General features: G+C 46.7%; 20 protein-coding genes and 1 tRNA gene. 15 read left to right on the plus strand and 6 right to left on the minus strand.

Annotated features, from left to right (window positions below; translation table 11 throughout):
• Positions 1–1,362, minus strand: a complete 1,362-nt coding sequence (gene luxO, locus LGV68_RS06425) for a quorum-sensing sigma-54 dependent transcriptional regulator LuxO (RefSeq protein WP_208593149.1) — start codon at positions 1,360–1,362, stop codon at positions 1–3.
• 286 nt (positions 1,363–1,648) lie between these two features.
• Positions 1,649–3,679 carry an excinuclease ABC subunit UvrB gene (gene uvrB / locus LGV68_RS06430; protein WP_020327930.1) on the minus strand — a complete coding sequence of 677 codons (2,031 nt, stop codon included), beginning with the start codon at positions 3,677–3,679 and terminating at the stop codon, positions 1,649–1,651.
• A gap of 601 nt (positions 3,680–4,280) precedes the next feature.
• On the opposite strand from uvrB, the gene LGV68_RS06435 reads away from it, so the two are divergent.
• From LGV68_RS06435 to LGV68_RS06440, 3 genes are all read left to right on the plus strand, one after another.
• Positions 4,281–4,356 (plus strand) — tRNA-Asn (locus LGV68_RS06435).
• A gap of 166 nt (positions 4,357–4,522) precedes the next feature.
• Positions 4,523–4,744 carry an integrase arm-type DNA-binding domain-containing protein gene (locus tag LGV68_RS21480; protein WP_222727837.1) on the plus strand — a complete coding sequence of 74 codons (222 nt, stop codon included), beginning with the start codon at positions 4,523–4,525 and terminating at the stop codon, positions 4,742–4,744.
• Positions 4,701–5,534: a tyrosine-type recombinase/integrase gene (locus LGV68_RS06440; RefSeq protein ID WP_222727836.1), complete on the plus strand. Its 834-nt coding sequence runs from the start codon at positions 4,701–4,703 to the stop codon at positions 5,532–5,534. The genes LGV68_RS21480 and LGV68_RS06440 overlap by 44 nt, the downstream gene beginning before the upstream one ends.
• Positions 5,535–5,546: 12 nt before the next feature.
• Here LGV68_RS06440 and LGV68_RS06445 read toward each other — a convergent pair whose 3' ends face one another.
• Positions 5,547–6,233, minus strand: coding sequence for a potassium channel family protein (locus tag LGV68_RS06445; protein ID WP_222727833.1), 687 nt, complete (start codon positions 6,231–6,233; stop codon positions 5,547–5,549).
• A 146-nt stretch (positions 6,234–6,379) separates the two neighbouring features.
• On the opposite strand from LGV68_RS06445, the gene LGV68_RS06450 reads away from it, so the two are divergent.
• From LGV68_RS06450 to LGV68_RS06460, 3 genes are read left to right on the plus strand one after another with little or no spacing between them, the layout of a single operon-like run.
• Positions 6,380–6,874: a hypothetical protein gene (locus tag LGV68_RS06450; RefSeq protein WP_017041459.1), complete on the plus strand. Its 495-nt coding sequence runs from the start codon at positions 6,380–6,382 to the stop codon at positions 6,872–6,874.
• Positions 6,875–6,893: 19 nt separating this feature from the next.
• Positions 6,894–8,000 (plus strand): HlyD family secretion protein, encoded by a 1,107-nt coding sequence (locus tag LGV68_RS06455; RefSeq protein ID WP_222727831.1) that lies wholly within the window; start codon positions 6,894–6,896, stop codon positions 7,998–8,000.
• Positions 7,990–8,982: a DUF2955 domain-containing protein gene (locus LGV68_RS06460; RefSeq protein WP_222727829.1), complete on the plus strand. Its 993-nt coding sequence runs from the start codon at positions 7,990–7,992 to the stop codon at positions 8,980–8,982. Before LGV68_RS06455 ends, LGV68_RS06460 begins: the two co-directional genes overlap by 11 nt.
• Positions 8,983–9,875: 893 nt before the next feature.
• Here LGV68_RS06460 and LGV68_RS06465 read toward each other — a convergent pair.
• Genes LGV68_RS06465 through LGV68_RS06475 form a run of 3 tightly spaced genes read right to left on the minus strand, consistent with a single transcriptional unit; the run spans position 9,876 to position 13,429 of the window.
• Positions 9,876–10,445 (minus strand): ABC-type transport auxiliary lipoprotein family protein, encoded by a 570-nt coding sequence (locus LGV68_RS06465; RefSeq protein WP_222727827.1) that lies wholly within the window; start codon positions 10,443–10,445, stop codon positions 9,876–9,878.
• Positions 10,442–12,079: an intermembrane transport protein PqiB gene (gene pqiB, locus LGV68_RS06470; RefSeq protein ID WP_222727825.1), complete on the minus strand. Its 1,638-nt coding sequence runs from the start codon at positions 12,077–12,079 to the stop codon at positions 10,442–10,444. The genes LGV68_RS06465 and pqiB overlap by 4 nt, the downstream gene beginning before the upstream one ends.
• Positions 12,080–12,118: 39 nt before the next feature.
• Positions 12,119–13,429 (minus strand): paraquat-inducible protein A, encoded by a 1,311-nt coding sequence (locus LGV68_RS06475; protein ID WP_252536392.1) that lies wholly within the window; start codon positions 13,427–13,429, stop codon positions 12,119–12,121.
• Between the two features lie 120 nt (positions 13,430–13,549).
• Between LGV68_RS06475 and LGV68_RS06480 the strand changes: the two genes are divergently transcribed.
• The 9 genes from LGV68_RS06480 (at position 13,550) to gloA (ending at position 22,920) form a co-directional block, all read left to right on the plus strand.
• Positions 13,550–15,217: a mechanosensitive ion channel domain-containing protein gene (locus LGV68_RS06480; protein ID WP_222727824.1), complete on the plus strand. Its 1,668-nt coding sequence runs from the start codon at positions 13,550–13,552 to the stop codon at positions 15,215–15,217.
• A 441-nt stretch (positions 15,218–15,658) separates the two neighbouring features.
• A complete protein-coding gene (gene rsxA / locus LGV68_RS06485) occupies positions 15,659–16,240 on the plus strand; it encodes an electron transport complex subunit RsxA (RefSeq protein WP_004726646.1) in 582 nt (193 codons plus the stop codon).
• Positions 16,240–16,839 carry an electron transport complex subunit RsxB gene (rsxB, locus tag LGV68_RS06490; RefSeq protein ID WP_020327943.1) on the plus strand — a complete coding sequence of 200 codons (600 nt, stop codon included), beginning with the start codon at positions 16,240–16,242 and terminating at the stop codon, positions 16,837–16,839. The genes rsxA and rsxB overlap by 1 nt, the downstream gene beginning before the upstream one ends.
• 8 nt (positions 16,840–16,847) lie before the next feature.
• Complete coding sequence (rsxC, locus tag LGV68_RS06495; protein ID WP_222727822.1) at positions 16,848–19,412, plus strand: electron transport complex subunit RsxC; 2,565 nt, start codon at positions 16,848–16,850, stop codon at positions 19,410–19,412.
• The gene (rsxD, locus tag LGV68_RS06500; RefSeq protein WP_020327945.1) at positions 19,412–20,458 is read left to right on the plus strand and encodes an electron transport complex subunit RsxD; all 1,047 of its coding nucleotides are present in this window, start codon (positions 19,412–19,414) and stop codon (positions 20,456–20,458) included. Before rsxC ends, rsxD begins: the two co-directional genes overlap by 1 nt.
• Before the next feature lie 8 nt (positions 20,459–20,466).
• Entirely contained in the window at positions 20,467–21,105 is a 639-nt protein-coding gene (rsxG, locus tag LGV68_RS06505; protein WP_100268689.1) for an electron transport complex subunit RsxG, read from the plus strand.
• On the plus strand, positions 21,098–21,790 hold the full coding sequence (locus LGV68_RS06510; protein WP_020431771.1) for an electron transport complex subunit E: 693 nt from the start codon (positions 21,098–21,100) through the stop codon (positions 21,788–21,790). Before rsxG ends, LGV68_RS06510 begins: the two co-directional genes overlap by 8 nt.
• A gap of 62 nt (positions 21,791–21,852) precedes the next feature.
• Positions 21,853–22,494, plus strand: coding sequence for an endonuclease III (nth, locus tag LGV68_RS06515; protein ID WP_024373957.1), 642 nt, complete (start codon positions 21,853–21,855; stop codon positions 22,492–22,494).
• A 9-nt stretch (positions 22,495–22,503) separates the two neighbouring features.
• On the plus strand, positions 22,504–22,920 hold the full coding sequence (gloA, locus tag LGV68_RS06520; protein ID WP_024373956.1) for a lactoylglutathione lyase: 417 nt from the start codon (positions 22,504–22,506) through the stop codon (positions 22,918–22,920).
• The last annotated feature ends 39 nt before the right edge of the window (positions 22,921–22,959 follow it).

Below are 22,959 nucleotides of genomic sequence, written 5' to 3' on the forward strand. Positions count from 1 at the left end.
TTACTTTTCCTTTTCCTGCACCTTCTCGTTCCAGGTTTGCAGTTTGCGATAAATAGTGGATGGGCTGACGTCCAGATAACCGGCAGCACGCGGAATATTGCCATCGCAAGCTTCAATCGCTTTCTCAATGGCTTGCTTTTCCGTCATCCACAGCGGGAAGATTTCGTGAACCGATACGGGCGCGGCACTAGCCTTCGGTACACTGATGATGCTTTCGCTTGGCTGATTGAGCGGTGGTGGCAGCATATTCAGGGTGATTTCACGCCCTTCATTCAGCACCACAACGTTGCGCAGTACGTTCTGCAGCTGACGCACATTGCCCGGCCATTCGTATTGTTTGAAACGTTCTACGACTTCAGGAGCGAGACGGACAAAGCCTTTGCCCTCTTCTTTCGACATATAGCCCAGCAGCGAGTAGGCAATTTCAATGACATCATCGCCACGTTCACGTAAAGGCGGCAGATGCAGTGGAATGACGTACAAACGGTAGTACAAATCTTCACGGAAACGGCCTTCCTGCACTTCTTTCCATGGGTCGCGGTTGGTCGCACAGACAAAACGCACATCCACACTTTTCATTTTTGACGAGCCGACTTTCTGGAAGGTGCCGGTCTGAATAAAGCGCAACAATTTAGTCTGCAGATCGAGATCCATTTCGCACAGCTCATCGAGGAACAGAGTGCCGCCGTCGGCCAATTCTGCAGCGCCCTGGCGATCCGTTGCTGCGCCAGTAAATGCGCCTTTAACATGACCAAACAGTTCACTTTCAATCAGATCTTTAGGAATCGCGGCACAGTTAATCGCAATGAACGGTTTGTCGCCGCGTTTACTGGCGGCGTGAATCGCTTCCGCACACACCTCTTTACCCGTACCGCTTTCTCCAGTAATGAAGATACTTGCCTTACTGCTGGCCGCGGAGTCAATGGTGCGATAAACCGCAAGCATGGTTTGACTACTGCCGATAAAACCTTGGTAATTCTGGTTACCCGGATTGTCAGCTTCATTCTTCAGCTTACTGGCTTTACGAATCGCATTGTTTACCGTGACACGTAAGCGGTCTGCTTCACACGGTTTGATGAGGAAATCCTGTGCGCCATGACGCATCGCCTCAACCGCAGTATCAATTGAACCATGTGCGGTCATAAAAATCACAGGTACATCCGGCGAGCGCTGTTTAACAGCGTGTAATACGTCCATACCGGTCATATCCGGCAGGCGCAGATCGAGTAGGATGAGATCCGGTTCGCGGTGCGCGATACTTTCGATCGCTTCACGCCCGGTTCCGACGATGTTGATATCGATCTCTAGCGGCGTCAGGTACGAGCGATATAACGCCGCCACTGACGCCGTATCTTCGACCATCAGCAGATATTTCGCCTTATGATGAATATCGTTTAATTGCATAACCTAGCCATTTATCTTTTGCATTTTGCTTAATAGTCGCATTTGGAGTTGCATTTTGCAAATTCAAAGCGATATTTCCGCAAAAATAGTGTCAGAATTCCAAAGAATCACCAAAATACAAACTGGCACGGAATATGCTTTATTCAATTTGACCCGCAAGGGTCACCTAGCCAACTGACGTTGTTAGTGAATACGATATTCACGATATAACAGCCAATAGAACTCTTTTCTATTGGCTATTTTTTTAGCTATTAACAATGAACTGCTGACGCAGCTTTTCAAGCTGATCGCGTTTTTCTGCAGCCAGTTCAAACTCCAAATCCTGTGCATGTTTGTACATCTGAGCTTCGAGTCTGTTGATCTCTTTTTCCAACTGCTGTGGTGTCATAGTATCGTAGCTGGCTGACTCTTCTGCAACCTTCGCCAAAGGCACAACTTTGCTGGTACGTTGCTTACGCGACTTGGTAATATCACCCAACTCCATGATATCTTTCACGTTGCGCTTCAAGGCTTGTGGCTCAATGCCCATTTTTTCGTTGTACGCTTGTTGTTTCTCGCGGCGACGACTGGTCTCATCCATCGCTTTTTTCATCGACTTGGTGATGTTGTCCGCGTACAGGATCGCTTTACCCTGCAGGTTACGAGCGGCGCGGCCAATGGTCTGAATCAATGACCGTTCAGAGCGCAGGAAACCCTCTTTGTCAGCATCCAGAATCGCCACCAGCGAGACTTCCGGCATGTCGAGACCTTCGCGCAATAAGTTAATACCCACTAACACGTCAAACACACCGAGGCGTAAGTCACGAATGATTTCTACCCGTTCCACGGTATCAATATCCGAGTGCAGATAACGTACTTTGACATCGTGTTCGTGCAGGTATTCAGTTAAGTCTTCGGCCATCCGTTTGGTCAGTGTGGTCACCAGCACCCGCTCATCTTTCACCGCGCGAATGCGAATTTCGGACAGTAGATCATCGACCTGAGTCGCGACAGGCCGGACTTCAAGCTCAGGATCGAGCAAACCAGTTGGACGCACAACCTGATCCGCAATTTCACCATCGGATTTCTCCAGTTCGTAGTTACCCGGAGTCGCGGACACAAAGATGGTTTGCGGTGCCAGAGCTTCGAACTCTTCAAACTTGAGTGGTCGGTTGTCCAATGCCGAAGGCAGACGAAAACCATACTCGACCAACGTCTCTTTACGTGAGCGGTCACCTTTATACATTGCGCCAATCTGCGGCACGGTCACGTGCGATTCATCGATCACAAGTAGGCCGTCGTGTGGCAGGTAGTCAAACAGGGTCGGTGGCGGCTCGCCTTCCGCGCGTCCGCTGAGATAACGGGAATAGTTTTCTATCCCTGAGCAGAACCCCAGCTCATTCATCATTTCGATATCAAATTGAGTACGCTGAGAAATACGCTGCTCTTCCAGCAACTTGTTGTTGTCGAGCAGATACTGACGTCGCGATGCCAGTTCAGTTTTGATGTTTTCGATGGCATCGAGAATACGCTCTCGTGGTGTAACGTAGTGTGTCTTCGGATAAACGGTAAAACGTGGCAGATCGCGCTGCTTAATCACCCCGGTCAATGGGTCAAAAATGCTGATGCATTCCACTTCATCGTCAAACATTTCTACGCGCACGGCATCCTGATCCGATTCAGCCGGGAAGATATCAATCACCTCACCGCGCACTCGGAACTGACCGCGTTCGAACGCTACATCATTGCGTGAGTATTGCAGCTCAGCCAGGCGACGTAGCATGTCCCGTTGATTAATCACATCTCCGCGGCGCAGATGCAGCATCATTTTCAGGTAGGAGTCCGGATCGCCCAGACCATAAATCGCCGACACCGAAGCCACAATGATGGCATCTTTACGCTCAAGAAGCGCTTTGGTTGCCGACAGACGCATCTGTTCAATGTGTGAGTTGACCGCGGCATCCTTCTCAATAAAGGTATCGGTCGTCGGTACATACGCCTCTGGCTGGTAATAATCGTAGTAAGAGACGAAGTATTCTACCGCGTTGTTAGGAAAGAAGCCTTTCATCTCGCCGTACAATTGTGCGGCCAACGTTTTATTGGGAGCCAGCAGAATCGTCGGACGCTGAGCCTGTGCGATCACATTAGCTAAAGTGAAAGTTTTCCCCGAGCCTGTCACGCCAAGTAGTGTCTGATGGGCCAACCCCGCATCAATTCCCTCCAGAAGTTGGCGAATCGCCTCTGGCTGGTCGCCGGATGGTTGATAGTCGGAGACCAATTCAAATGCTTTGCTCACTGTCATCCTCATTAATGCTGTCTATCTATACAGGACATTGTCGCTGCTGGGTGCGGAAAAAGGCAAGTGAATATTCGCTCCATAACCAGCAACCAACGTCTCAGAGACCGGTTTGAGTAGATACGCAGAACTTGCGTCTTCGATCGCGGAAAAAAATAAAATAGTATTGGCTTCAGCTAAATGACTTTGTTATTATCTTCAGCCCCATAAGCCGTCCGGCAACCTAATTCCTCAAAAAACAATCCACGGGTTTTCCCCAATTTTTCTAAATTTAACCTTTAACTAACATTTCTTCACTACGAACACTCCAGTTAATTCATCTGTACATAACTCATAAAAACTCAATAAATACAGTAAATTAAACTAATAACGCAATCGATTACATGTTTGTTTTTGACTTGAGCGTTGACACAAAACGTAATTGCTCAGATTTCATTAACACACTTATCCACAATTTTGGTGGATAAGTGAACCTAGCTCATACCGGATAAGGGATGCAGAAAAGTAAAGCCTTTATCGCTGCTTTTTTTAGCCCTTTTTTAAGTTTCGAAGGTTGACACTCGAATCCCAGCTCGTTAACATCCGATCCGCATCAAGCAATTCCCCCTTAGTTCAGTCGGTAGAACGGCGGACTGTTAATCCGTATGTCGCAAGTTCAAGTCTTGCAGGGGGAGCCAAATTCAAGAAAAAAGACGTCCTAGGACGTCTTTTTTTTGTATCTAAACCTAGCTATTTCAAGGAATTGCATTCTCTTAACGTCTTTTCCTGACTCGTACTAGCTTAGAAGTTTAGGTACACAAATAGGTACATTGTCCGTATGTTCCAATTTACGGTGTACCAATCATGGCAAGAACAACTAAATCTTTAACAGATAAACAAATCTCTAACGCTAAACCACAAGATAAAGAGTATACGCTCTTTGATGGTAACGGCCTTCGTCTACGTGTAAAACCAAACGGTACAAAGACATGGCTATTCAACTATACACGTCCACACAACGGTAAACGCGCTAACATGACGTTTGGCAGTTACCCTAGCCTTTTCCCTAACAAATGCACGAAATAAGGCTCTAGGCGCGATAGAAGCGCTACAAGCTGGCATTGATCCTCAAGTTAAACTCAAGAACCAACAAACGATAGAGCAACAGCGCTTACTATCCACATTATCTGAAGTCACAAACAGTTGGTTAACAGTAAAGAGCGCAACCATTAGTGAAAAAGCAAAGGTGAACCTTCAGCGAGCTTTAAATCTTCATCTGCTACCGAAGCTTGGCAACACTCCTATCACTGAGCTTACTGCACCTTTAGTGATAAATACCTTTCAACCACTTCAGGCTAAAGGACACTTAAAAACACTGAAAAGGATCTGCCAACGTGTGAACGAAATTATGAGTTTTGCTCAGAATAAGGGACTTATTGAGTACAACCCTTTAGCCAAAATCAATTCTGCGTTCTTGAAACCTGCCGTCACCAATATGAAATCAATAAGTGCCGACGAACTTCCTGAATTAATGAGAACGCTAGGACGGGCCAGTATCATGTATACCACTCGATGTATGATTGAATGGCAACTACATACCATGACTCGGTCTATTGAGGCAGCGCAAGCTCGTTGGGATGAAATTGATTGGGATGAAAATCTATGGGTTATTCCAGCAGATAGAATGAAAAAACGAAGGGATCACCTAGTGCCTCTAACCCCGCAGACTTTAAATCTGTTGAATGAGATGAAAAAAATAAATGGTGGAAGCGAATACATATTCGCTTCCTATAAAGACCCAATGAGGCCGAGTAACAGCCAAACAGCTAACATCGCCCTTAAACGTAAGGGCTTTAAAGACCGTTTGGTCAGATAGCTTGACCATGCTTTAAGGGGATCTAGGCATGTTTCTACCTAAATTTGAACTGACTAAACTAGACACCACTACTGCCATATAAAAAACACCAACAACCGACTCTAAATAGACTAACGTTTTCGCAATTGGAGTCACGGGACTGATATCTCCATAACCGAGAGTGGTTAAGGTCACGAAGCTAAAATAAGCGCTATTAGAAAAATTATCTTCCCAAGGAATTGCTTCTAACCCGCGAAATGCGAAAGGGTCTAGCTCAAGTAACAAAAGGTAAGCCACCGCCCACATTAAACCAAGCAATAAGAATAGGGCTACAGAACCAATAAGTTTGTTGGTGTCTATTTGGCCTGAAAACAAGATTTTTCTTACTAAAGATTGGAAAGTGCCATAGAAAAAGACAAAAGTCAGAGAAAGCATCAATATGCTCATCTCTTTGATATGAAAGAGGTGTTTCGCGGCAATAGCAGCTATCCAAACCACGGCTAAACCTCTTAAAAAATGCGTCCACTTTCGATCAAAGCGCAAACTTACAAAGCAAACAATAAAAATCACTACCATAATCCCCTGTATGACGTATTCGATCACATTGTCTTGTAGTAGTTGAACGAGGGCGGCGGCAATTAACAGCATGATTAAAGCTAACGTTAAGTAGATGAAGTTATTCTTCTCGCTAATATTTGACAACGCTTTATCGAGATTCATGATTGACTCCTTTCCACAGTTATCATGGCGCACAAGTATGCTCTAGTCACAACAGTATCAAAAATGGTCATGTTTGATATGCATTTATTCGAACATTCTCGTTATAATCAGTAAGAGTTTATTGTACAACAGTGAAGGTGCTAGACGTGGATATCAAAGTGAAAGATTCATTGATTGGTGGCGTGATTAACGGCGTTATCAATGGTTATATTGCGAGCCACCATTTCAAAGGAATGGATAGCGTACCAATGTCGCTTAACGTGATCACTAATTCTGAAGTGACTGTGTGGGGACAAGCGGTATCTCTAACTTTTGGTTTAGGGATCATTTTGTCGTTGATCACATCCAAGCTATTTATTCATCAGCTCAACAAATCCCACCCACAACACATTAGTCAACTTCAGAGTGGTTTTTGGTCTCACCTTGTTCCTATTGCAGTCACCCATGCAGCAGCGCTATTTGGCTGGTTTGTGGCTATAGCTGTGATCTGGACTAAATACGCTGGCGAAGTGATGGTTTCTTCTTCAAGCGCTGTTGCACTGGTTGGCCTATTTGCATTCATCATTACCATTGCCGTCGAAGTACGAACTAAGAAAAGTATCATTTATAAAAAGATAAATTTACTGGAACAACCTCAGTAAACGACAGTAGGAACAGAAAATGTCAGATAACAATGCCCAAACCAGTGCTGAACATAGCGATAAAAAAATTAGCCAAGCTCGCTCTTTCACTTACTATATTTTTGCCTTAGTTGCTGCTCTTTGGCTTTACACCTTATGGGCGGACAGAATGACGCCAATGACAGATCAAGCTAGAGTAAATGGCCAATTGATCCGCATTAGCCCAGAAGTCTCTGGCCCTATTTCACAAGTACTTATTACTAACAATAGTATTGTCAAGGCAGGAGATGAACTCGTCACGATCGATCCGCGTCCTTTTGAATTAGCCGTTAAGGCCGCCAAATTTGATTTGCAACAAGCAGCTCAGTCTTATGAAGCGGATTCAGCAGCAATCAGTGTCGCTCAAGCAAATGAAGTCGCAGCTCGTGTTAAGGTCAATAATGCTAAGAAGAATGTGGAGCGTAATCGCGTACTTGCCAATAAAGGAACGATAAGTCAAGCGGTAATGGATAACATAATCGCCGAACTAGAGACGGCCCAAGCGGGGTTGGCTCAAGCGTCATCAGCACTAGAAAAAGCGAAACAAGAGTTTGGCCCGAGAGGAATTGATAACCCTGAAATCCAATCGGTATTAAACCGACAAGAGCAGGCTCTACTAAACCTCAATCACACCAAACTGACGGCACCTGCTAATGGTGTTATCACTAATATGGATGTTGCTGTTGGCGATTATGCTGCTGCTGGGCAACCACTTCTTACCTTTATCAATAACAACAACTTATGGCTGACGGCCATGGTGAGAGAGAATTCACTGGCTCATCTAAAGCCTGGCGATAACGTCAAAATTGTTTTTGATGCAAACCCTGGAGAGGTCTATGAAGGAAAAATATCTTCAATCGGTTGGGGAAGTAGCGGTAATGGTAGCCTTGCCCAAGATGCCAGTAATGGCCTTATGACGTCACCAACAAGCAGTTCAAAAGCGCAGCGTTTCCCCGTCAATATCGAGTTCACGGCGTTGCCTGCCGATCTAAATCTGAGATACGGTGGTCGAGCTGTGGTGGGTTTCTACCCTGATGAAAGCTACCTAGGTGAGAGACTACAAGATTTGTGGATCTGGGCATGGAGTTATATCAGTTATGTATCATAGTGCCGCTAACCCAATTATAAGAGTTGCGGTATTCCCTGTCCTTTTGCTGTTTTGGCAATATGTATATGGGACGGATTTGCCTTTACTCGCTCCAGCGATGTGTGCGGTTTTTCTCACTACAACTCATGAACCACCGCCTGTAATTATGGTGTTTGTTATGGGGGGAATTTTATTCATTACTGCTTGGTTTCAGGCACTAATGAGTGAACTATTGATTGATTACGTACATGTTTACTATCTGTTCTTGTTTGGGATTTTTTACTGGTGCATGGAGCGTACCAAGAAAAATCCGCAAGATGTATTTGCTATATTGCTGATTGTCTCAACCGCAATGATAGCTGTTTTTACGCAGCAGAAAGGGATTAGCGTTGAGCAAATCCCCATGGCTCTGCTAAAAAATATTTTTATCGCTGGCTTCACCGCCTATTTGGCCTACCTACTATTTCCACGAGGTGAGCCACTCGCGATAAGCATGCCACCTGTCGATTCGACAACCAAATATTTGCTTGATTGGCAAACCTTGCTCAAAGCGATCATTGTCATGACCATGATGGTGTGTACGATACAATTGGACTTAGAGCAAAGTACGATTATTACCATCATCGTCGCGTTAATAATTAAAGATCCTGATCCTAGTATTGGTAAAGATTATGGTTTAAGAAGGCTGCTTACAACATACGCGAGCGTGCTGTATGCCATTCCTCCTCTAATCATGAGTTTGCTGCAAGTCAATTTGGTAGGAACTGTGGGTGTTGCTGTAGTCAGTGCTTTATTTATGGGGATTCATGCCATTACAAAGAAAGCTAGCTATAACTCAATTCAACTGATGTATTCCAGTTATGTGGTTTTAGTATTCTATGGGATTACTTCAACAAGTATCAGTGCGATTTCAGATGACCTCGTGCGTTTTACTTCGGTTTTTGCCGCGGTATTAATCGGTATCATGAGTTTGATCATCTTATACCCTAGAACTAGACATTAATGTCACAACCAAGCCTAGGCCTAACTTGGCTTGGTTGTCTTATTGTACTGCGTTAAACTAACATTAATATTATGTAAATGAGTGATAGTAATAACAAGGAATGGACCAAATGCATGGTACGAAGTGAAAGACCCAAATAACAGGTAATAGCCGCTTACAGGCATCCCCCCAACAAGCCGCATTGTTACATCAATCGATATCGCTTCTCACTGCATCAACTGCTAAAAAATCCGCAATCTCATTTCCTCAGATACCAGAAAACCCGCTTGTGGTTGACGTCAAAGCCTTCTCGCCTCAAAATACGACGATAATCAAATCTACGTCGTTCCAATGCCAGCTACTTATAGCCTATCATCCTCACGGTTAGTTAGAGGCTGATACCGCATTGATCCGCGTTTAATACAGACGGATCAACAGACCCTGAGTTCTGAAAACTGTGTGCTTTCCTGAATAACTTTAACAGCCTTGTGCTTGTCCTCGACGGCCAGTACTTTTGGCTGAGAGCAATTTTCAGAGCTTCTGCATCCAGTAACGTTTTAGCCAGCAACTTTTTGAGTCGAGTACTTTCGTCTTCTATTACCTTAAACGACGGGCTTCAGAGGCACCCAACCCTGTCTATTTTTGCGCAATGTGTAAAACGTTGCATCCGAGACCCATGCTTTCAGTAAAGTTTTCTGGCGAGGGGCCCGCTTCCGCCTCCTTTAAATGGCAACCATTTGTTGTTCATTGAATCACGTTTTCATGTTCATCATCTCCTTGGTTGGATGAACATTCCTAATGTGTAGACAGGGGAGCAGGTCAGTTGAGTCTTCGACGTATTCCTTTGGTATAAACATCGAGGCAGTCCATTAACCCTACAGCATAAAATGGGCTTGCTCTTACCGGTTTTATTTTTAAATGTGCTGAGCTATCTCTTGGCTTAGTCTAGTTAGCGCATCCGAAAGCGCAAAAATCAGAGCCTGATAGCCATCGCGCTCTAGAGGCACTTCAATAGAGAACGCTTGAGCACTGGTCTGTTTGCCTTCGCTACTAAAAAGTTTCCACTCCCCTGCGAGCTCGGCATTGCCAGTGTAGGCACCGTTAAATTTGTTCAATGAGACCAGTAGATGAGCGCTAGCCATTGTGTTTGGAGCGGACGCTATTGGCCAATAGGATGTTTCTTGTGCACGAAGATCGTCGATCAGCCGCTTAGTAATTTGTTGCTTAATGTTATCAGCCCAAAGGTTTTGTTTTGCCTGAATAATCTGGGTTGACGATTGTCGGTAGACAATCCCCTTGCTGTTTAGGTAGTCAGCAAGTTCGACTTCATTTACAGATAGCAGTGGCAACTCGCTACTTTGTTTTACATCGGCGGAATAATGGTTCTCTGTCGATGGCAATAAATAAAATTGAACCGTATGTTCGTTGGTGCTACTGCAACCAGAGAACAAAATGACGAGCAGTAGGATGACGACGTATCTCATTTCTCTTTTCCTTTCGTGGGTACCGGATCCACAAGGTCTTTATCGCCGAAAATCAGCGCATTAGGTTTCTCATTAATTTTTTGTACAACCGGTTTGAGCTCTTGCATGACGAGATTAATTTCATTAAGTGCACTTTCTAACTGTTTGTAAGCGGACGAATCTGGGCTAAAGCCCGCCAATGTTTGCTGAAGTTGTGTCAGCGTTTCTTTTAACTCTTGTGGCAAACCTTGTGTGTTTTGGTTACTCAGTAATGCATTTGCAGAAGCCAATGCTTTTTCAGTGGTCGACAGTGTGGCATTGAGCTCTTTAACCGTTTTATCGATCGGTAAGCTATTAATCTTTTTCAGTAGTTCAGTCACTTGTTTTTGAACCTCAGAAAACCCACCAGTGGTGGTTGGAAACAAGGGATATCCATCAAATGAATGCGGGGAGGTCCAAGTGTTTTCTTCACTTGGTTGAACGTAATCCGTGTCGATATACAGAGCACCCGTTAACAAGTTGCCAGTTTTCAATACTGCTCTCAATCCTTTTGCAAACTCTTTGTCCATACGCAGTTTCAACTCTATGGGATCAAGTTTGGTTGAGTTGTTGTACACACGGCCAAGTTCTATCTTGACTAAAACGGGGATTCTGTTCGAACTCATGCTCTCGCTGGAACCACGTACTCGTAATGGCACTTTGGCTACTGTACCAATACGCAAACCACGAAATTCAACAGGCGCATTCGGTTTTAAACCGCGCACGGATTCGTCGAACATCATGACAAATTCCACGTAATCGTTAAACATGCCTTCTCGGATTTGGTCAATGTCATCGAATAGACGGAACTCGCGCATTGATTCTGTAATAGCCATGCCTGCGAAATCATCATCCACCAACCCGAAAGTGACACCACCTTTGAGCAACGTTTCTAGAGAAGGAACTTTGACATCGACCCCTTCGGCATTCATTTTGAAGTTCAAGCCTGAATTGAGCCAAAAGTAAGCATTTTCGGTGACTAATTTGTCGTAAGGTGAAAACACAAACAGTTGATATTCTGCTTTTTTTTGTTCGACATCGTAGCCCGTTTTTTCAACTCTACCAACAGTAAAACCTTCATAAATAACCGGGTCGCCGACACTCAACTTACCCGCTTCTCTATGGGTGAGTTTAAGACGGAGCCCTTTGGCATCAGTTGGTGCAACAGGCGGAAGATCGAGTACCGTAAACGAATCTTGAAACTGGCCGCCATGGCCGGGTTGCAACTGCAAGTAGGAGCCAGACAATAGTGTATCTAGACCAGAAATCCCATCTTTGCCAATACGGGGTTTGACCAGCCAAAAAAGGGTATCCTCTCTGAGCATACGTTGCGCATCTTTGCTCATTTGCGCAATCGCGATGATGTGTTCGTAATTCTCACTTAAAGCGATGTCGGTGATTACCCCAACATTGACATTCAATGCTTTGATTTGAGTTTTTCCTACTTCCAAACCATCCGCCGTAGGGAGCTTGAGGTAGATCTTAGGACCAGTGCTGTTGATGTGTTGAAAAAGCATCCATAAACCAATACCTAAGGCAAGGATAGGAATAATCCAAACGCTTGATAGCTGCTTCTGTTGGCTAATTTTTGCGTAGTGTTTTATCTCTGCACTCATAGAACTTCTCAAATCAAAGTTGTTGTGGCTAACAGCATTTTACTTAGGTCTATTTAGACTTTTGGGGTCAAATACCATCGCCGAAAGCATGGTAAGAATGACCACTGCTGCAAATAAAAGTGCTGCAGGGCCAGGATAGATAGCCATTACGTTTTGTAGTTGAACTAAAGCAACCAGTATTGCGACGACAAAAATATCAATCATTGACCAGCGACCAATGAGCTCGGTAATGCGATAGATGCGCAATGTGATTAAGTGTTCTTCTTGTCCTGTGTATTGAGAGCGATTTGCTCGGTAATAGAGCCATCCCAAGGCGAACATCTTTGCAATAGGGATGAAAACACTGGCCATAAAAATCACCACTGATATTGGGTAGGATCCGAGGTGCCACAATAAACTTACCCCTTGAAGTATGGTTGAGCCTTCAGTGTTTCCTAAGCTGACGGTGTACATCATTGGGTAAAGATTGGCAGGGATAAAGAAGATCGCCGCAGAGATAAGTAACGCCCAACATTTTTGCAAATTGGTGTGCGGATTAAATAGAGTCAGCGACGTGTCGCACCGCGAGCAGGAAACCGAGCTTTGCTTATTGCTTTTGTTGAGTTCAGTAATGGCCTGACAGATATGGCAACTCACATGGTTTCGAGAGAGATGGTTATCTCCGGCTTTCACATTTTTTAATTGGGATACTGGAGAAAAGTGTTGCCATAGCCAATACCTGTCGAGACCCGCGACGATTTTGACCAGCAAAATAGAAAAACCACAGAAAGCCCAAAAAGAGAAACCCATCGAGACGTCAGCCAATGAAGCGATTTTGATTAGACTGACCAACACACCTATTAAGAAAACATCCACCATCAACCAAGGTTGAATGATGAATAAGACTTTGCTTAGACGCTTACTGATATAAAATTCTGTTTGAATATGTTGTTTGTTAGCTGCCTGTTTTGCTTTGATATGTAAATAGAGTATCAGCGTCGTGTAGAGCGCCGGTAAAAAAACGACGGAGCCAAATAACAGCGTTCCTAGTAGCTCGTTGTTATTCTCCGTGAGCATTTGCGCTGAATGTAACAAGAATATCTCTTGTTTTAGCCCTTGAACGCTGAAAGACATAAATGGAAATGCTAAACTCAAGGCCAGCATAATTAGGCAGCCTAAAGAGAGTGCAATCCCTTTTTGATAGGGAAAGCGGTTACATTTAGTTAATAAGTGTCCACAACATCCACATGAGGCAACTGTGCCAACATCAATCACTGGAAGTTGTGATACAAAACCACACTCTTCGCAAGCGATGTATTGTAGATTCGTGTTTTCCATATGCTGCATGTTTTGAAAAATATTATGATACATTAGTATATGCCACTTATTTGTGTTCTGGTGCAATTTTTGATCCGAAATAGATGCGTTGACTCCACATTAACAACTCGTGAGTTTGGGGAACGGCTTCAAAGTTCATACAAGGAAGAATATATGCTCAATGAGACATTGTGGGTAAGGTGCACTTTATTGACCTACATAATATTTTCTTCTCTAGGCTTTGCTTCTTCATCGACTGAAGAACACATCAGCCCTGCGATTATCGAACGCTCTGCTTTGGAGCAAGAAATTGACTCCAGTAATCAGTTGATTAAGGAACTTACCCGAAACTTAGAGCAGGCCTCTGGTGATGTGAAAGATGCCCTGCAATTGCAACTGTTCCAAAAAAATGGCGAGTTGAGAAAGCATATTGCCAGTGCTGTAGACAGCCAAGTGGTTCCCAAGACGAAATTGATTCGGTTAATCACTACCCAGCAAAGTTACACTGAAGAAGCTAATCGGTTTATTTCTGAACGAACTCGTCAGTTGAATGAACAGTTAAATCAGGTAAATGATGAAGATAAACTTTCTTATATCAATGACTACCGAGATTTACAGCAGTATCTTGATACCACTTTCGAATCGAGCTATCAAAATATCTCGTGGTTGAAAAAGCTGGATGTCGACACTGCATCGGCGAAAGAAAAACTCACTCGGGAAGTTAAACAGCGGTTGCAGTTACTTTCTGCTTCTATCACTTACCTCAAGCAACAAAATGATGCGATTGCTGAACAAATAAGTACCAGTCCTGAATCTGAAAAAGCTACGCTTCAGCTCGCACGAATTTTTACACAGCAACGATTGGAAATTTCGACAGTCAGCTTGCGAAGTATCACCAATATTGCAGATAGGCTTGAGATTGAGACCTCTGATTATAAACGGCAGATTTTTGAAACGACGGGTAATATTACTTATGAGCTGTTAGACCGCAAGGTTGCTTTTTCGATCATCAAACATTGGTCAGACAATGCCGTGAACTGGCTGGCGACCAATGCAGTTCAATATCTATTTCAGATATTCATTTTCCTGCTGATTTTGTTAGCAACAAAAGGCACAGCCAAGATAGCCAGGCGACTTGTCAAATCCGCGACACAATCCAAAAACCTCAATATTACTCATTTAATGCAAGATTTTTTTGTTTCGATGTCAGGGAAAATCGTGTGGATTATTGGCATCATGATTGGGTTATCGCAAATTGGCCTTAATATCGCACCAGTTTTAACTGGTTTTGGTATTGCCGGGGTGATTATCGGTTTTGCCTTACAAGATACGTTATCTAATTTTGCTGCGGGTATGATGCTTTTGATTTATCGACCTTTTGACGTAGGCGACCTTGTGCATGCAGGTGGGGTTGATGGCAAAGTGAGTCACATGAGCTTAGTGAATACAACCATTCGGACCTTCGACAACCAGATCATCATTGTCCCAAACAGTAAAATTTGGGGTGATGTAATAAAGAACGTGACCCATGAGCGTATTCGACGCGTAGATATGGTTTTTGGTATTGGTTACAACGATGACTTGTTAAAAGTAGAAAGTGTCCTGATGGATATTGTGAAATCTCACCCAGCCGTTTTACGATCGCCAGAACCTATGGTTAAAGTACACACTCTCAATACCTCCTCCATCGACTTCATTGTTCGTCCATGGGTCAAGACAGAGGATTACTGGGACGTATACTGGGATGTCACTAAAGAAGTTAAACTTCGCTTTGATCGTGAGGGGATTTCTATTCCTTTTCCACAGCAAGATATACATTTACGTATTGTGGATATAGATTGAACCGCAAAAACATTTTGAACACCAAGTTAAAAGTACAATCACTAACAAGGTGACCACTACAATGATCGTCCCCAAAATCCTATGCTTGTTGGTAAAGATTTTTGGCCTCAAATCAAAGACACAGAACGTAAAAGTCAGATAAAAGAACAAAAAAAAGCGCATATTAGCGTGCTGAAGCTCGAGTATCAAAACCCATTAGTTTGGGTTTTGCCCCTGCAGGGGGAGCCAAATTCGAAAGCCCAGCTATCTAGCTGGGCTTTTTCGTTTCTACCACCCGAGCAGCTCACCACAAACAGAGAAAATCTCCGTCAGGATTCATCACAACTACGCCGAATTGCGTATAATTTTTGTTCAGCAAACTAAAACCTTAACTTTCCTTGGTTGTTATTGGCTACGCAAAGCTGGATAATGCCGGGATCGGAATTTCAAACTTATATAACTATGACCGAATATCTTTTGTTGTTGGTCGGCACCGTGCTGGTAAACAACTTTGTACTGGTAAAGTTCCTGGGCTTGTGTCCTTTCATGGGCGTCTCAAAGAAGCTGGAAACCGCCATTGGCATGGGGTTAGCAACGACTTTCGTTCTGACTCTCGCTTCCGTGTGCGCGTATCTGGTGGAAAGCTACATCCTTCGCCCACTTGGTATTGAATATCTGCGCACCATGAGCTTCATCCTGGTGATTGCCGTCGTGGTTCAGTTCACCGAAATGGTGGTGCATAAAACCAGCCCGACGCTTTACCGCCTGCTGGGTATTTTCCTACCGCTCATCACCACCAACTGTGCGGTACTGGGCGTGGCGCTGCTCAACATCAACGAGAACCACAACTTTATTCAGTCAATCATCTACGGTTTTGGCGCGGCAGTCGGTTTCTCTCTGGTTCTGATCTTATTTGCGTCAATGCGCGAACGTATTCATGTCGCTGACGTTCCAGCTCCGTTCAAAGGCGCTTCGATTGCCATGATCACCGCTGGCCTGATGTCACTGGCCTTTATGGGCTTTACTGGTCTGGTGAAATTGTAATGAGTACCATCTTAATCGCTGTTTTGGTGCTGGCTGCGCTGGCCGCCGTCTTTGGCGCCATTCTTGGTTTTGCTTCGATTCGTTTTAAAGTCGAAGCGGATCCGATTGTCGATCAAATTGATTCCATACTGCCGCAGACTCAGTGCGGCCAGTGTGGTTACCCGGGTTGTCGCCCTTACGCAGAAGCGATCGCCAATGGTGACGCTATCAACAAATGTCCTCCGGGTGGTCAGGCGACCATTGAGAAACTGGCGGATTTGATGGGCGTCGAAGTTCAGGAGTCGGCACACGATCTGGACGACAACGTCAAAACTGTCGCCTTTATTCATGAAGATATGTGTATCGGCTGCACCAAATGTATTCAGGCCTGTCCGGTCGACGCCATTGTCGGCGGCAACAAAGCTCTGCATACCGTCATTAAGGATGAATGTACCGGTTGCGATTTGTGCGTGGCCCCCTGCCCGACCGACTGTATTGAAATGATCCCTGTAAAAACGACGACGGATACCTGGAAGTGGCAAATGAACGCGATTCCAGTGGTTGATGTTACCCATTCTTCATCGGGTGAATCTGATGATTCTCAGAAGAGTGCGAGTTAAGGACTGGTATGTTGTCATTAATCGATAAAATTCGAACCGGCTATCTCTGGGATTTCCCGGGAGGCATTCATCCGCCGGAAAATAAAGTTCAGTCTACTCAGACGCCGTTGGTCGAAGCCAGCCTAGCAAATGAATTCGTATTACCACTCAAACAACACATTGGTAAATCGGGTGATCTGCTGGTGCAGGTCGGCGATAGAGTACTTAAAGGCCAGCCTCTGACCTCATTCTCGACCACGTTCATGTTGCCAGTCCACGCCCCAACGTCAGGTGTAATCAGTGCCATTGAGCCGCGTACGGTGGCGCATCCATCCGGACTCAGTGAACTGTGTGTGGTGATCACACCAGATGGTCAGGACCAGTGGTTTGAGCGTCAACCGATTTCCGACTACACGCAAGTGGCGCCGGAAGAGCTGATCGACATCATTCGCAACGCAGGTATTGCCGGACTCGGCGGTGCAGGTTTCCCGACCGCAAAGAAAATTCAATCAGGCCTGTCGCGAGTAGAAATCTTCATCGTCAATGCGGCGGAGTGTGAACCTTACATTACCGCTGACGATGCGTTGATGCGTGAACACGCACAAGAAATTATCGACGGCATCGGAATTGTCGAACACATTCTGCAACCTAAACTGACCGTCATTGGCGTCGAAGATAACAAACCGGAAGCGATTCAAGCGCTGCAACAAGCCGCTGAAGGCAAAGACATTGTTATCCGCGCCATTCCAACCAAATATCCGTCAGGCGGCGCCAAGCAGCTGATTAAGCTGCTAACCGATCTGGAAGTTCCAGCGGGCAAACACTCGGCGGACATCGGCGTCATTGTGCAAAACGTTGGCTCAGTTCAGGCGATCAAACGCGCCGTGATAGACGGCGAACCGCTCATACGTCGCGTCGTGACCCTGACGGGTAACACCTTCGTTCAGCCGCGTAACGTTTGGGTGCGCTTAGGAACACCAGTGCAGTCACTGCTAGACGAATTCGGTTATAAAGCCGATAAGAAACTGCCTCGTCTGATCCTCGGCGGTTCAATGATGGGCTTTACTCTGCCTCACGCCAACGTGCCGATCGTCAAGATTGCCAACTGCATTCTGGCACCAAGCCGCAACGAAATTCCGCAACACGATTACGAGATGGCTTGTATCCGCTGCGGGCAATGCGCCGACGCGTGTCCGGCGTCGCTGTTACCTCAGCAGTTGTACTGGCACTCAAAAGCGGAAGAGTACGAGAAATGCGAAGAGCTCAATCTTAAAGATTGTATTGAGTGTGGAGCCTGCGCCTACGTGTGTCCAAGCGAAATCCCTCTGGTGCAGTACTATCGCCAGTCGAAGGCGGAAATCAAAAACCGTAAGTGGGAAGCCGAGGCCGCTGAGCGCGCCAAGCTGCGTTTTGAAGAGAAAAAAGCGCGTATGGAGCGCGAAAAAGCCGAACGCGAAAACCGCTTTAAGAAAGCCGCTGACGATCGCCGTAAAGAAATGCAACAAAGTGGTGGCGAAGACGCTATTGCCGCTGCCATTGCACGCGTCAAAGCGCAGAAAGCACAAAGTGAAGCGGGCGATGCGCCAGTCAAACCTGCGGTAGCGGCGGCGATTGCTAAAGCCAAAGCAAAACAGGCGGAAGCTGCGAAAGCGGGCGCAACCGAGCCCGATAACTCCGACATGGCCAAACTGCGCGAAGAGCGCAAACGTCAGGCAAGAGAGCGCAAAGCGGAAAAAACAGAAGTCAGCGAACTGCCTGCAACTGGTGATAACAAAAAAGATGCTGTCGCCGCCGCAATCGCTCGCGCCAAAGCACGCAAAACCGCTCAGCAAGAGTCCGGCGATGAGCCTGCACCTCAAGTGACATCGGTTGACGAACCTGCAGAAGATCCCAAGAAAGCCGCTGTTGCCGCTGCGATTGCTCGCGCCAAAGCACGCAAAGCCGCGCAGCCGGAGTCCAGCGATGAGCCTGCGCCTCAAGCACCATCGATTGACGAATCTGAGGAAGATCCCAAGAAAGCCGCTGTTGCCGCTGCGATTGCCCGCGCCAAAGCACGCAAAGCCGCGCAGCAAGAGTCCGGCGATGAGCCAGAGGCTCAAGCAGCATCGGTTGACGAATCAGAAGACGATCCAAAGAAAGCCGCTGTTGCCGCTGCGATTGCCCGCGCCAAAGCACGCAAAGCCGCGCAGCAAGAGTCCGTCGATGAGCCAGAGGCTCAAGCACCATCGGTTGACGAACCTGCGGAAGATCCAAAGAAAGCCGCTGTTGCCGCTGCAATTGCCCGCGCCAAAGCACGCAAAGCCGCTCAGCAAGAGTCCGGCGATGAGCCAGAGGCTCAAGCACCTTCGGTTGACGAACCTGCGGAAGATCCAAAGAAAGCCGCTGTTGCCGCTGCGATTGCCCGCGCCAAAGCACGCAAGGCCGCGCAGCAAGAGTCCGACGATGAACCTGAGGCTCCAGCGACATCGGCTGACGAATCAGAAGACGATCCAAAGAAAGTCGCAGTCGCCGCTGCGATTGCCCGTGCAAAAGCACGCAAAGCCGCGCAGCAAGCGGAGAATCAAAACAAGAATAACGTTGAGGAGAACGACTAGTGGCGTTTTTCATTGCCAGCTCCCCACACGCGCGGACTAAACGCAGTACCGCCGACATGATGAAATGGGTCGCGATCTGCGCCCTGCCTGGGTTACTAGCCCAAAGTTATTTCTTTGGTTTCGGTACCTTGATTCAACTGGTATTGGCGATTGCTGTCGCAATGCTGTTTGAAGCGGGCGTCATGCTACTGCGTAAACGCCCTGTGCGTTTTGCATTGCGTGACTACAGCGCTATTGTGACCGCATGGCTGCTCGCCATTTCCATTCCGCCACTCTCGCCGTGGTGGATTGTGGTGATCGGTCTGGTGTTTGCCATTCTGATTGCTAAACATCTTTATGGCGGGCTGGGACAAAATCCATTTAACCCAGCCATGATCGCTTATGTGGTGCTGCTGATTTCATTCCCGGTACAAATGACCAGTTGGATTGCACCTTCAGAGCTGGCGCCAGAGCCCATCTCATTGGTGGATTCATTCTCGCTCATTTTCACTGGCTTTAATCTCGACGGCCTGTCGCTGCAACAGATTCGTACCGGCATCGACGGTATTACCATGGCGACGCCGCTGGACTCGATCAAAACTTCATTGCGTGCCGGACATACCCTGTCTGAAGCGATGGCTCAGCCACAGTTCAATGGCCTGGCTGGCGTAGGTTGGGAATGGGTGAACCTCGCCTATCTGGCAGGTGGCCTGATTCTGATTAAACTGCGCGTGATCAACTGGCACATTCCAGTCGCGTTTTTGGCTGGCCTGCTGGTCACCAGTTTGTTAATGACTTTGTTTGTTCCTGGTACCACTGCTTCACCGCTGATGCATTTGCTGTCTGGCGCCACCATGCTGGGTGCGTTCTTTATCGCGACCGATCCAGTGACCGCCTCGACTACCACCAAAGGTCGCCTGATTTATGGCGTGTTCATTGGTGCCTTGGTGTTCATCATTCGCAGCTGGGGTGGTTTCCCTGACGGTGTAGCGTTTGCCGTGTTGCTGGCCAATATGTGTGTACCAATGATCGATTACTACACCAAACCACGTACCTACGGGCATTAAGGAGCATTATGTTAGCCGCTATTCGTAAAAACGGTCTTGTCCTTGCTGTCTTTGCCTGTGCTTCGACAGGTGTGGTTGCATTAACTCACTACATGACCGAAAGTCAGATTAAAGTGCAGGAAAATAAGCAGTTGCTCTCAGTTCTCAATCAGGTAGTGCCCCCGGCATTGCATGACAATGAACTGTCGCAGTCGTGTACACTGGTCAGTGACCCGATGCTCGGTAACAACAAACCGATGCCCGTTTATCTTGGCACTCTCAATGGTGAACCGAGTGCCTTGGCAATTGAATCCATTGCGCCAGACGGCTACAACGGTGCGATCAAGATTATTGTTGGTATCCGTAACGATGGCACCATTACCGGTACTCGCGTGCTGGCACATCAGGAGACACCGGGACTGGGTGATAAAATCGACCTGCGCATCACCAACTGGATTCTCAGCTTTACGGGTAAACAAGTCACGGCGGACAACGAAGATCAGTGGCGAGTACGCAAAGACGGCGGTCAGTTTGACCAGTTCACAGGTGCAACCATTACACCGCGAGCGGTAGTAAAAGCCGTGAAACAGACAACGCAGTACGTCAATCAACACCGTGAAGCAATCTTTAAGCAACCTTTGAACTGCGGAGGTGAACACAATGAGTGATCACAAAACGCTGATAAAAAATGGGATGTGGAACAACAACCCGGCACTGGTTCAACTGCTCGGCTTATGTCCACTACTGGCGGTTTCCTCGACCGTGACTAACGCCCTGGGCCTCGGTATTGCCACGCTGCTGGTGTTAGTGAGTTCCAACGTCACGGTTTCACTGGTACGCGACTACGTGCCAAAAGAAGTGCGCATTCCGGTGTTTGTGATGATTATTGCGGCGCTGGTGACCTGCGTTCAGCTGCTGATGAATGCCTACGCGTATGGACTGTACCTGTCACTGGGTATCTTTATTCCGCTGATCGTCACTAACTGCATCATTATCGGTCGCGCGGAAGCTTACGCGTCAAAAAATGACGTTCTGCCCTCTGCACAAGACGGTTTCTGGATGGGCCTTGGCATGACATCCGTACTGGTCGTGCTCGGTTCTCTGCGCGAAGTGATTGGTAACGGTACCTTGTTTGATGGCGCAGATCTGCTCCTCGGTGACTGGGCGAAAGTGCTAAGAATCGAAGTGTTCCACTTCGATAACAGTTTCTTACTGGCTCTGCTGCCGCCGGGGGCATTTATTGGTGTCGGCTTTCTGATCGCCGCAAAGAACGTGATCGACAAACAGTTGGCAGCCCGTCAGCCGAAACAAGAAAAACCCGCGATTGAACGGGTTCGCGTGACCAACGTTTAAAAATCATCACCAGCCGCAGCATACAAACTGCGGCTGCTGTTTCAAGGAAGCAATGAATCACAATGAATAACAGCAAACGTGTCGAGATTCTGCAGCGATTAAGGGACAACAATCCGAATCCGCAGACCGAGCTCAACTGGAATACGCCGTTTGAACTGCTGATTGCGGTGCTGCTTTCGGCGCAGGCAACAGATGTCAGCGTCAACAAAGCCACCGACAAACTGTATGCCGTTGCCAACACACCTCAAGCGATGTGGGATTTAGGTGTTGATGGCGTCAAGGAATACATTAAAACCATCGGTCTGTTTAACTCAAAAGCCGAAAACGTGATTAAAACCTGCCGCATTCTGCTCGACCAACATCAGGGCGAAGTGCCGGAAAATCGCGAAGCGTTAGAAGCGCTGCCTGGCGTAGGGCGCAAGACGGCAAACGTTGTACTCAATACCGCCTTTGGCTGGCCGACCATTGCGGTCGATACCCATATTTTCCGCGTATCGAACCGCACCAAGTTTGCCGTCGGCAAGAACGTGGATGACGTGGAAGCAAAACTGCTGAAAGTCGTACCGAAAGAGTTCAAACTCGATGTCCATCACTGGTTGATTCTGCATGGCCGCTACACTTGCGTGGCACGCAAGCCTCGCTGCGGCAGCTGCATTATCGAAGACCTGTGCGAATTTAAAGATAAAGTTTACCCGGAAAGCTAGGAGTCCATTATGTCAAACAATCGTATTCTTCATACCATGCTGCGCGTTGGCGATCTTGACCGTTCAATTGAGTTTTACACTCAGGTGATGGGTATGAAACTGCTACGCAAAAACGAAAATGCCGAATACAAATATACGCTGGCATTTTTGGGCTATGGCGATGAATCAGAAGGTGCAGTGATTGAACTGACTTACAACTGGGGCGTTGAGAGCTACGACATGGGTAATGCCTACGGCCACATTGCCATTGGCGCAGACGATATTTACGCTACGTGTGATGCCATCAAAGCGGCGGGCGGTAATGTCACCCGTGAACCAGGCCCAGTGAAAGGCGGCACCACGCATATTGCTTTCGTGAAAGACCCAGATGGCTACATGGTTGAACTGATTCAGAACAAACAGGCCACCGCGGGTCTGGAAGGTTAATCCCCTCTCATACTTGAACAAAACCGCCCAAGTGGCGGT

Source organism: Vibrio sp. LQ2 (genome assembly GCF_023920125.1).
GTDB lineage: Bacteria > Pseudomonadota > Gammaproteobacteria > Enterobacterales > Vibrionaceae > Vibrio > Vibrio fluvialis.

Bases quoted from the DNA above. Each gene is read 5' to 3' on its own strand.
- luxO (WP_208593149.1), bottom strand. From the start codon at position 1,362: ATGGTCGAAGATACGGCGTCAGTGGCGGCGTTATATCGCTCGTACCTG.
- LGV68_RS21480 (WP_222727837.1), top strand. From the start codon at position 4,523: ATGGCAAGAACAACTAAATCTTTAACAGATAAACAAATCTCTAACGCT.
- LGV68_RS06445 (WP_222727833.1), bottom strand. From the start codon at position 6,233: ATGAATCTCGATAAAGCGTTGTCAAATATTAGCGAGAAGAATAACTTC.
- LGV68_RS06455 (WP_222727831.1), top strand. From the start codon at position 6,894: ATGTCAGATAACAATGCCCAAACCAGTGCTGAACATAGCGATAAAAAA.
- LGV68_RS06460 (WP_222727829.1), top strand. From the start codon at position 7,990: ATGTATCATAGTGCCGCTAACCCAATTATAAGAGTTGCGGTATTCCCT.
- LGV68_RS06465 (WP_222727827.1), bottom strand. From the start codon at position 10,445: ATGAGATACGTCGTCATCCTACTGCTCGTCATTTTGTTCTCTGGTTGC.
- pqiB (WP_222727825.1), bottom strand. From the start codon at position 12,079: ATGAGTGCAGAGATAAAACACTACGCAAAAATTAGCCAACAGAAGCAG.
- LGV68_RS06475 (WP_252536392.1), bottom strand. From the start codon at position 13,429: ATGTATCATAATATTTTTCAAAACATGCAGCATATGGAAAACACGAAT.
- LGV68_RS06480 (WP_222727824.1), top strand. From the start codon at position 13,550: ATGCTCAATGAGACATTGTGGGTAAGGTGCACTTTATTGACCTACATA.
- rsxA (WP_004726646.1), top strand. From the start codon at position 15,659: ATGACCGAATATCTTTTGTTGTTGGTCGGCACCGTGCTGGTAAACAAC.
- rsxB (WP_020327943.1), top strand. From the start codon at position 16,240: ATGAGTACCATCTTAATCGCTGTTTTGGTGCTGGCTGCGCTGGCCGCC.
- rsxC (WP_222727822.1), top strand. From the start codon at position 16,848: ATGTTGTCATTAATCGATAAAATTCGAACCGGCTATCTCTGGGATTTC.
- rsxG (WP_100268689.1), top strand. From the start codon at position 20,467: ATGTTAGCCGCTATTCGTAAAAACGGTCTTGTCCTTGCTGTCTTTGCC.
- LGV68_RS06510 (WP_020431771.1), top strand. From the start codon at position 21,098: ATGAGTGATCACAAAACGCTGATAAAAAATGGGATGTGGAACAACAAC.
- nth (WP_024373957.1), top strand. From the start codon at position 21,853: ATGAATAACAGCAAACGTGTCGAGATTCTGCAGCGATTAAGGGACAAC.
- gloA (WP_024373956.1), top strand. From the start codon at position 22,504: ATGTCAAACAATCGTATTCTTCATACCATGCTGCGCGTTGGCGATCTT.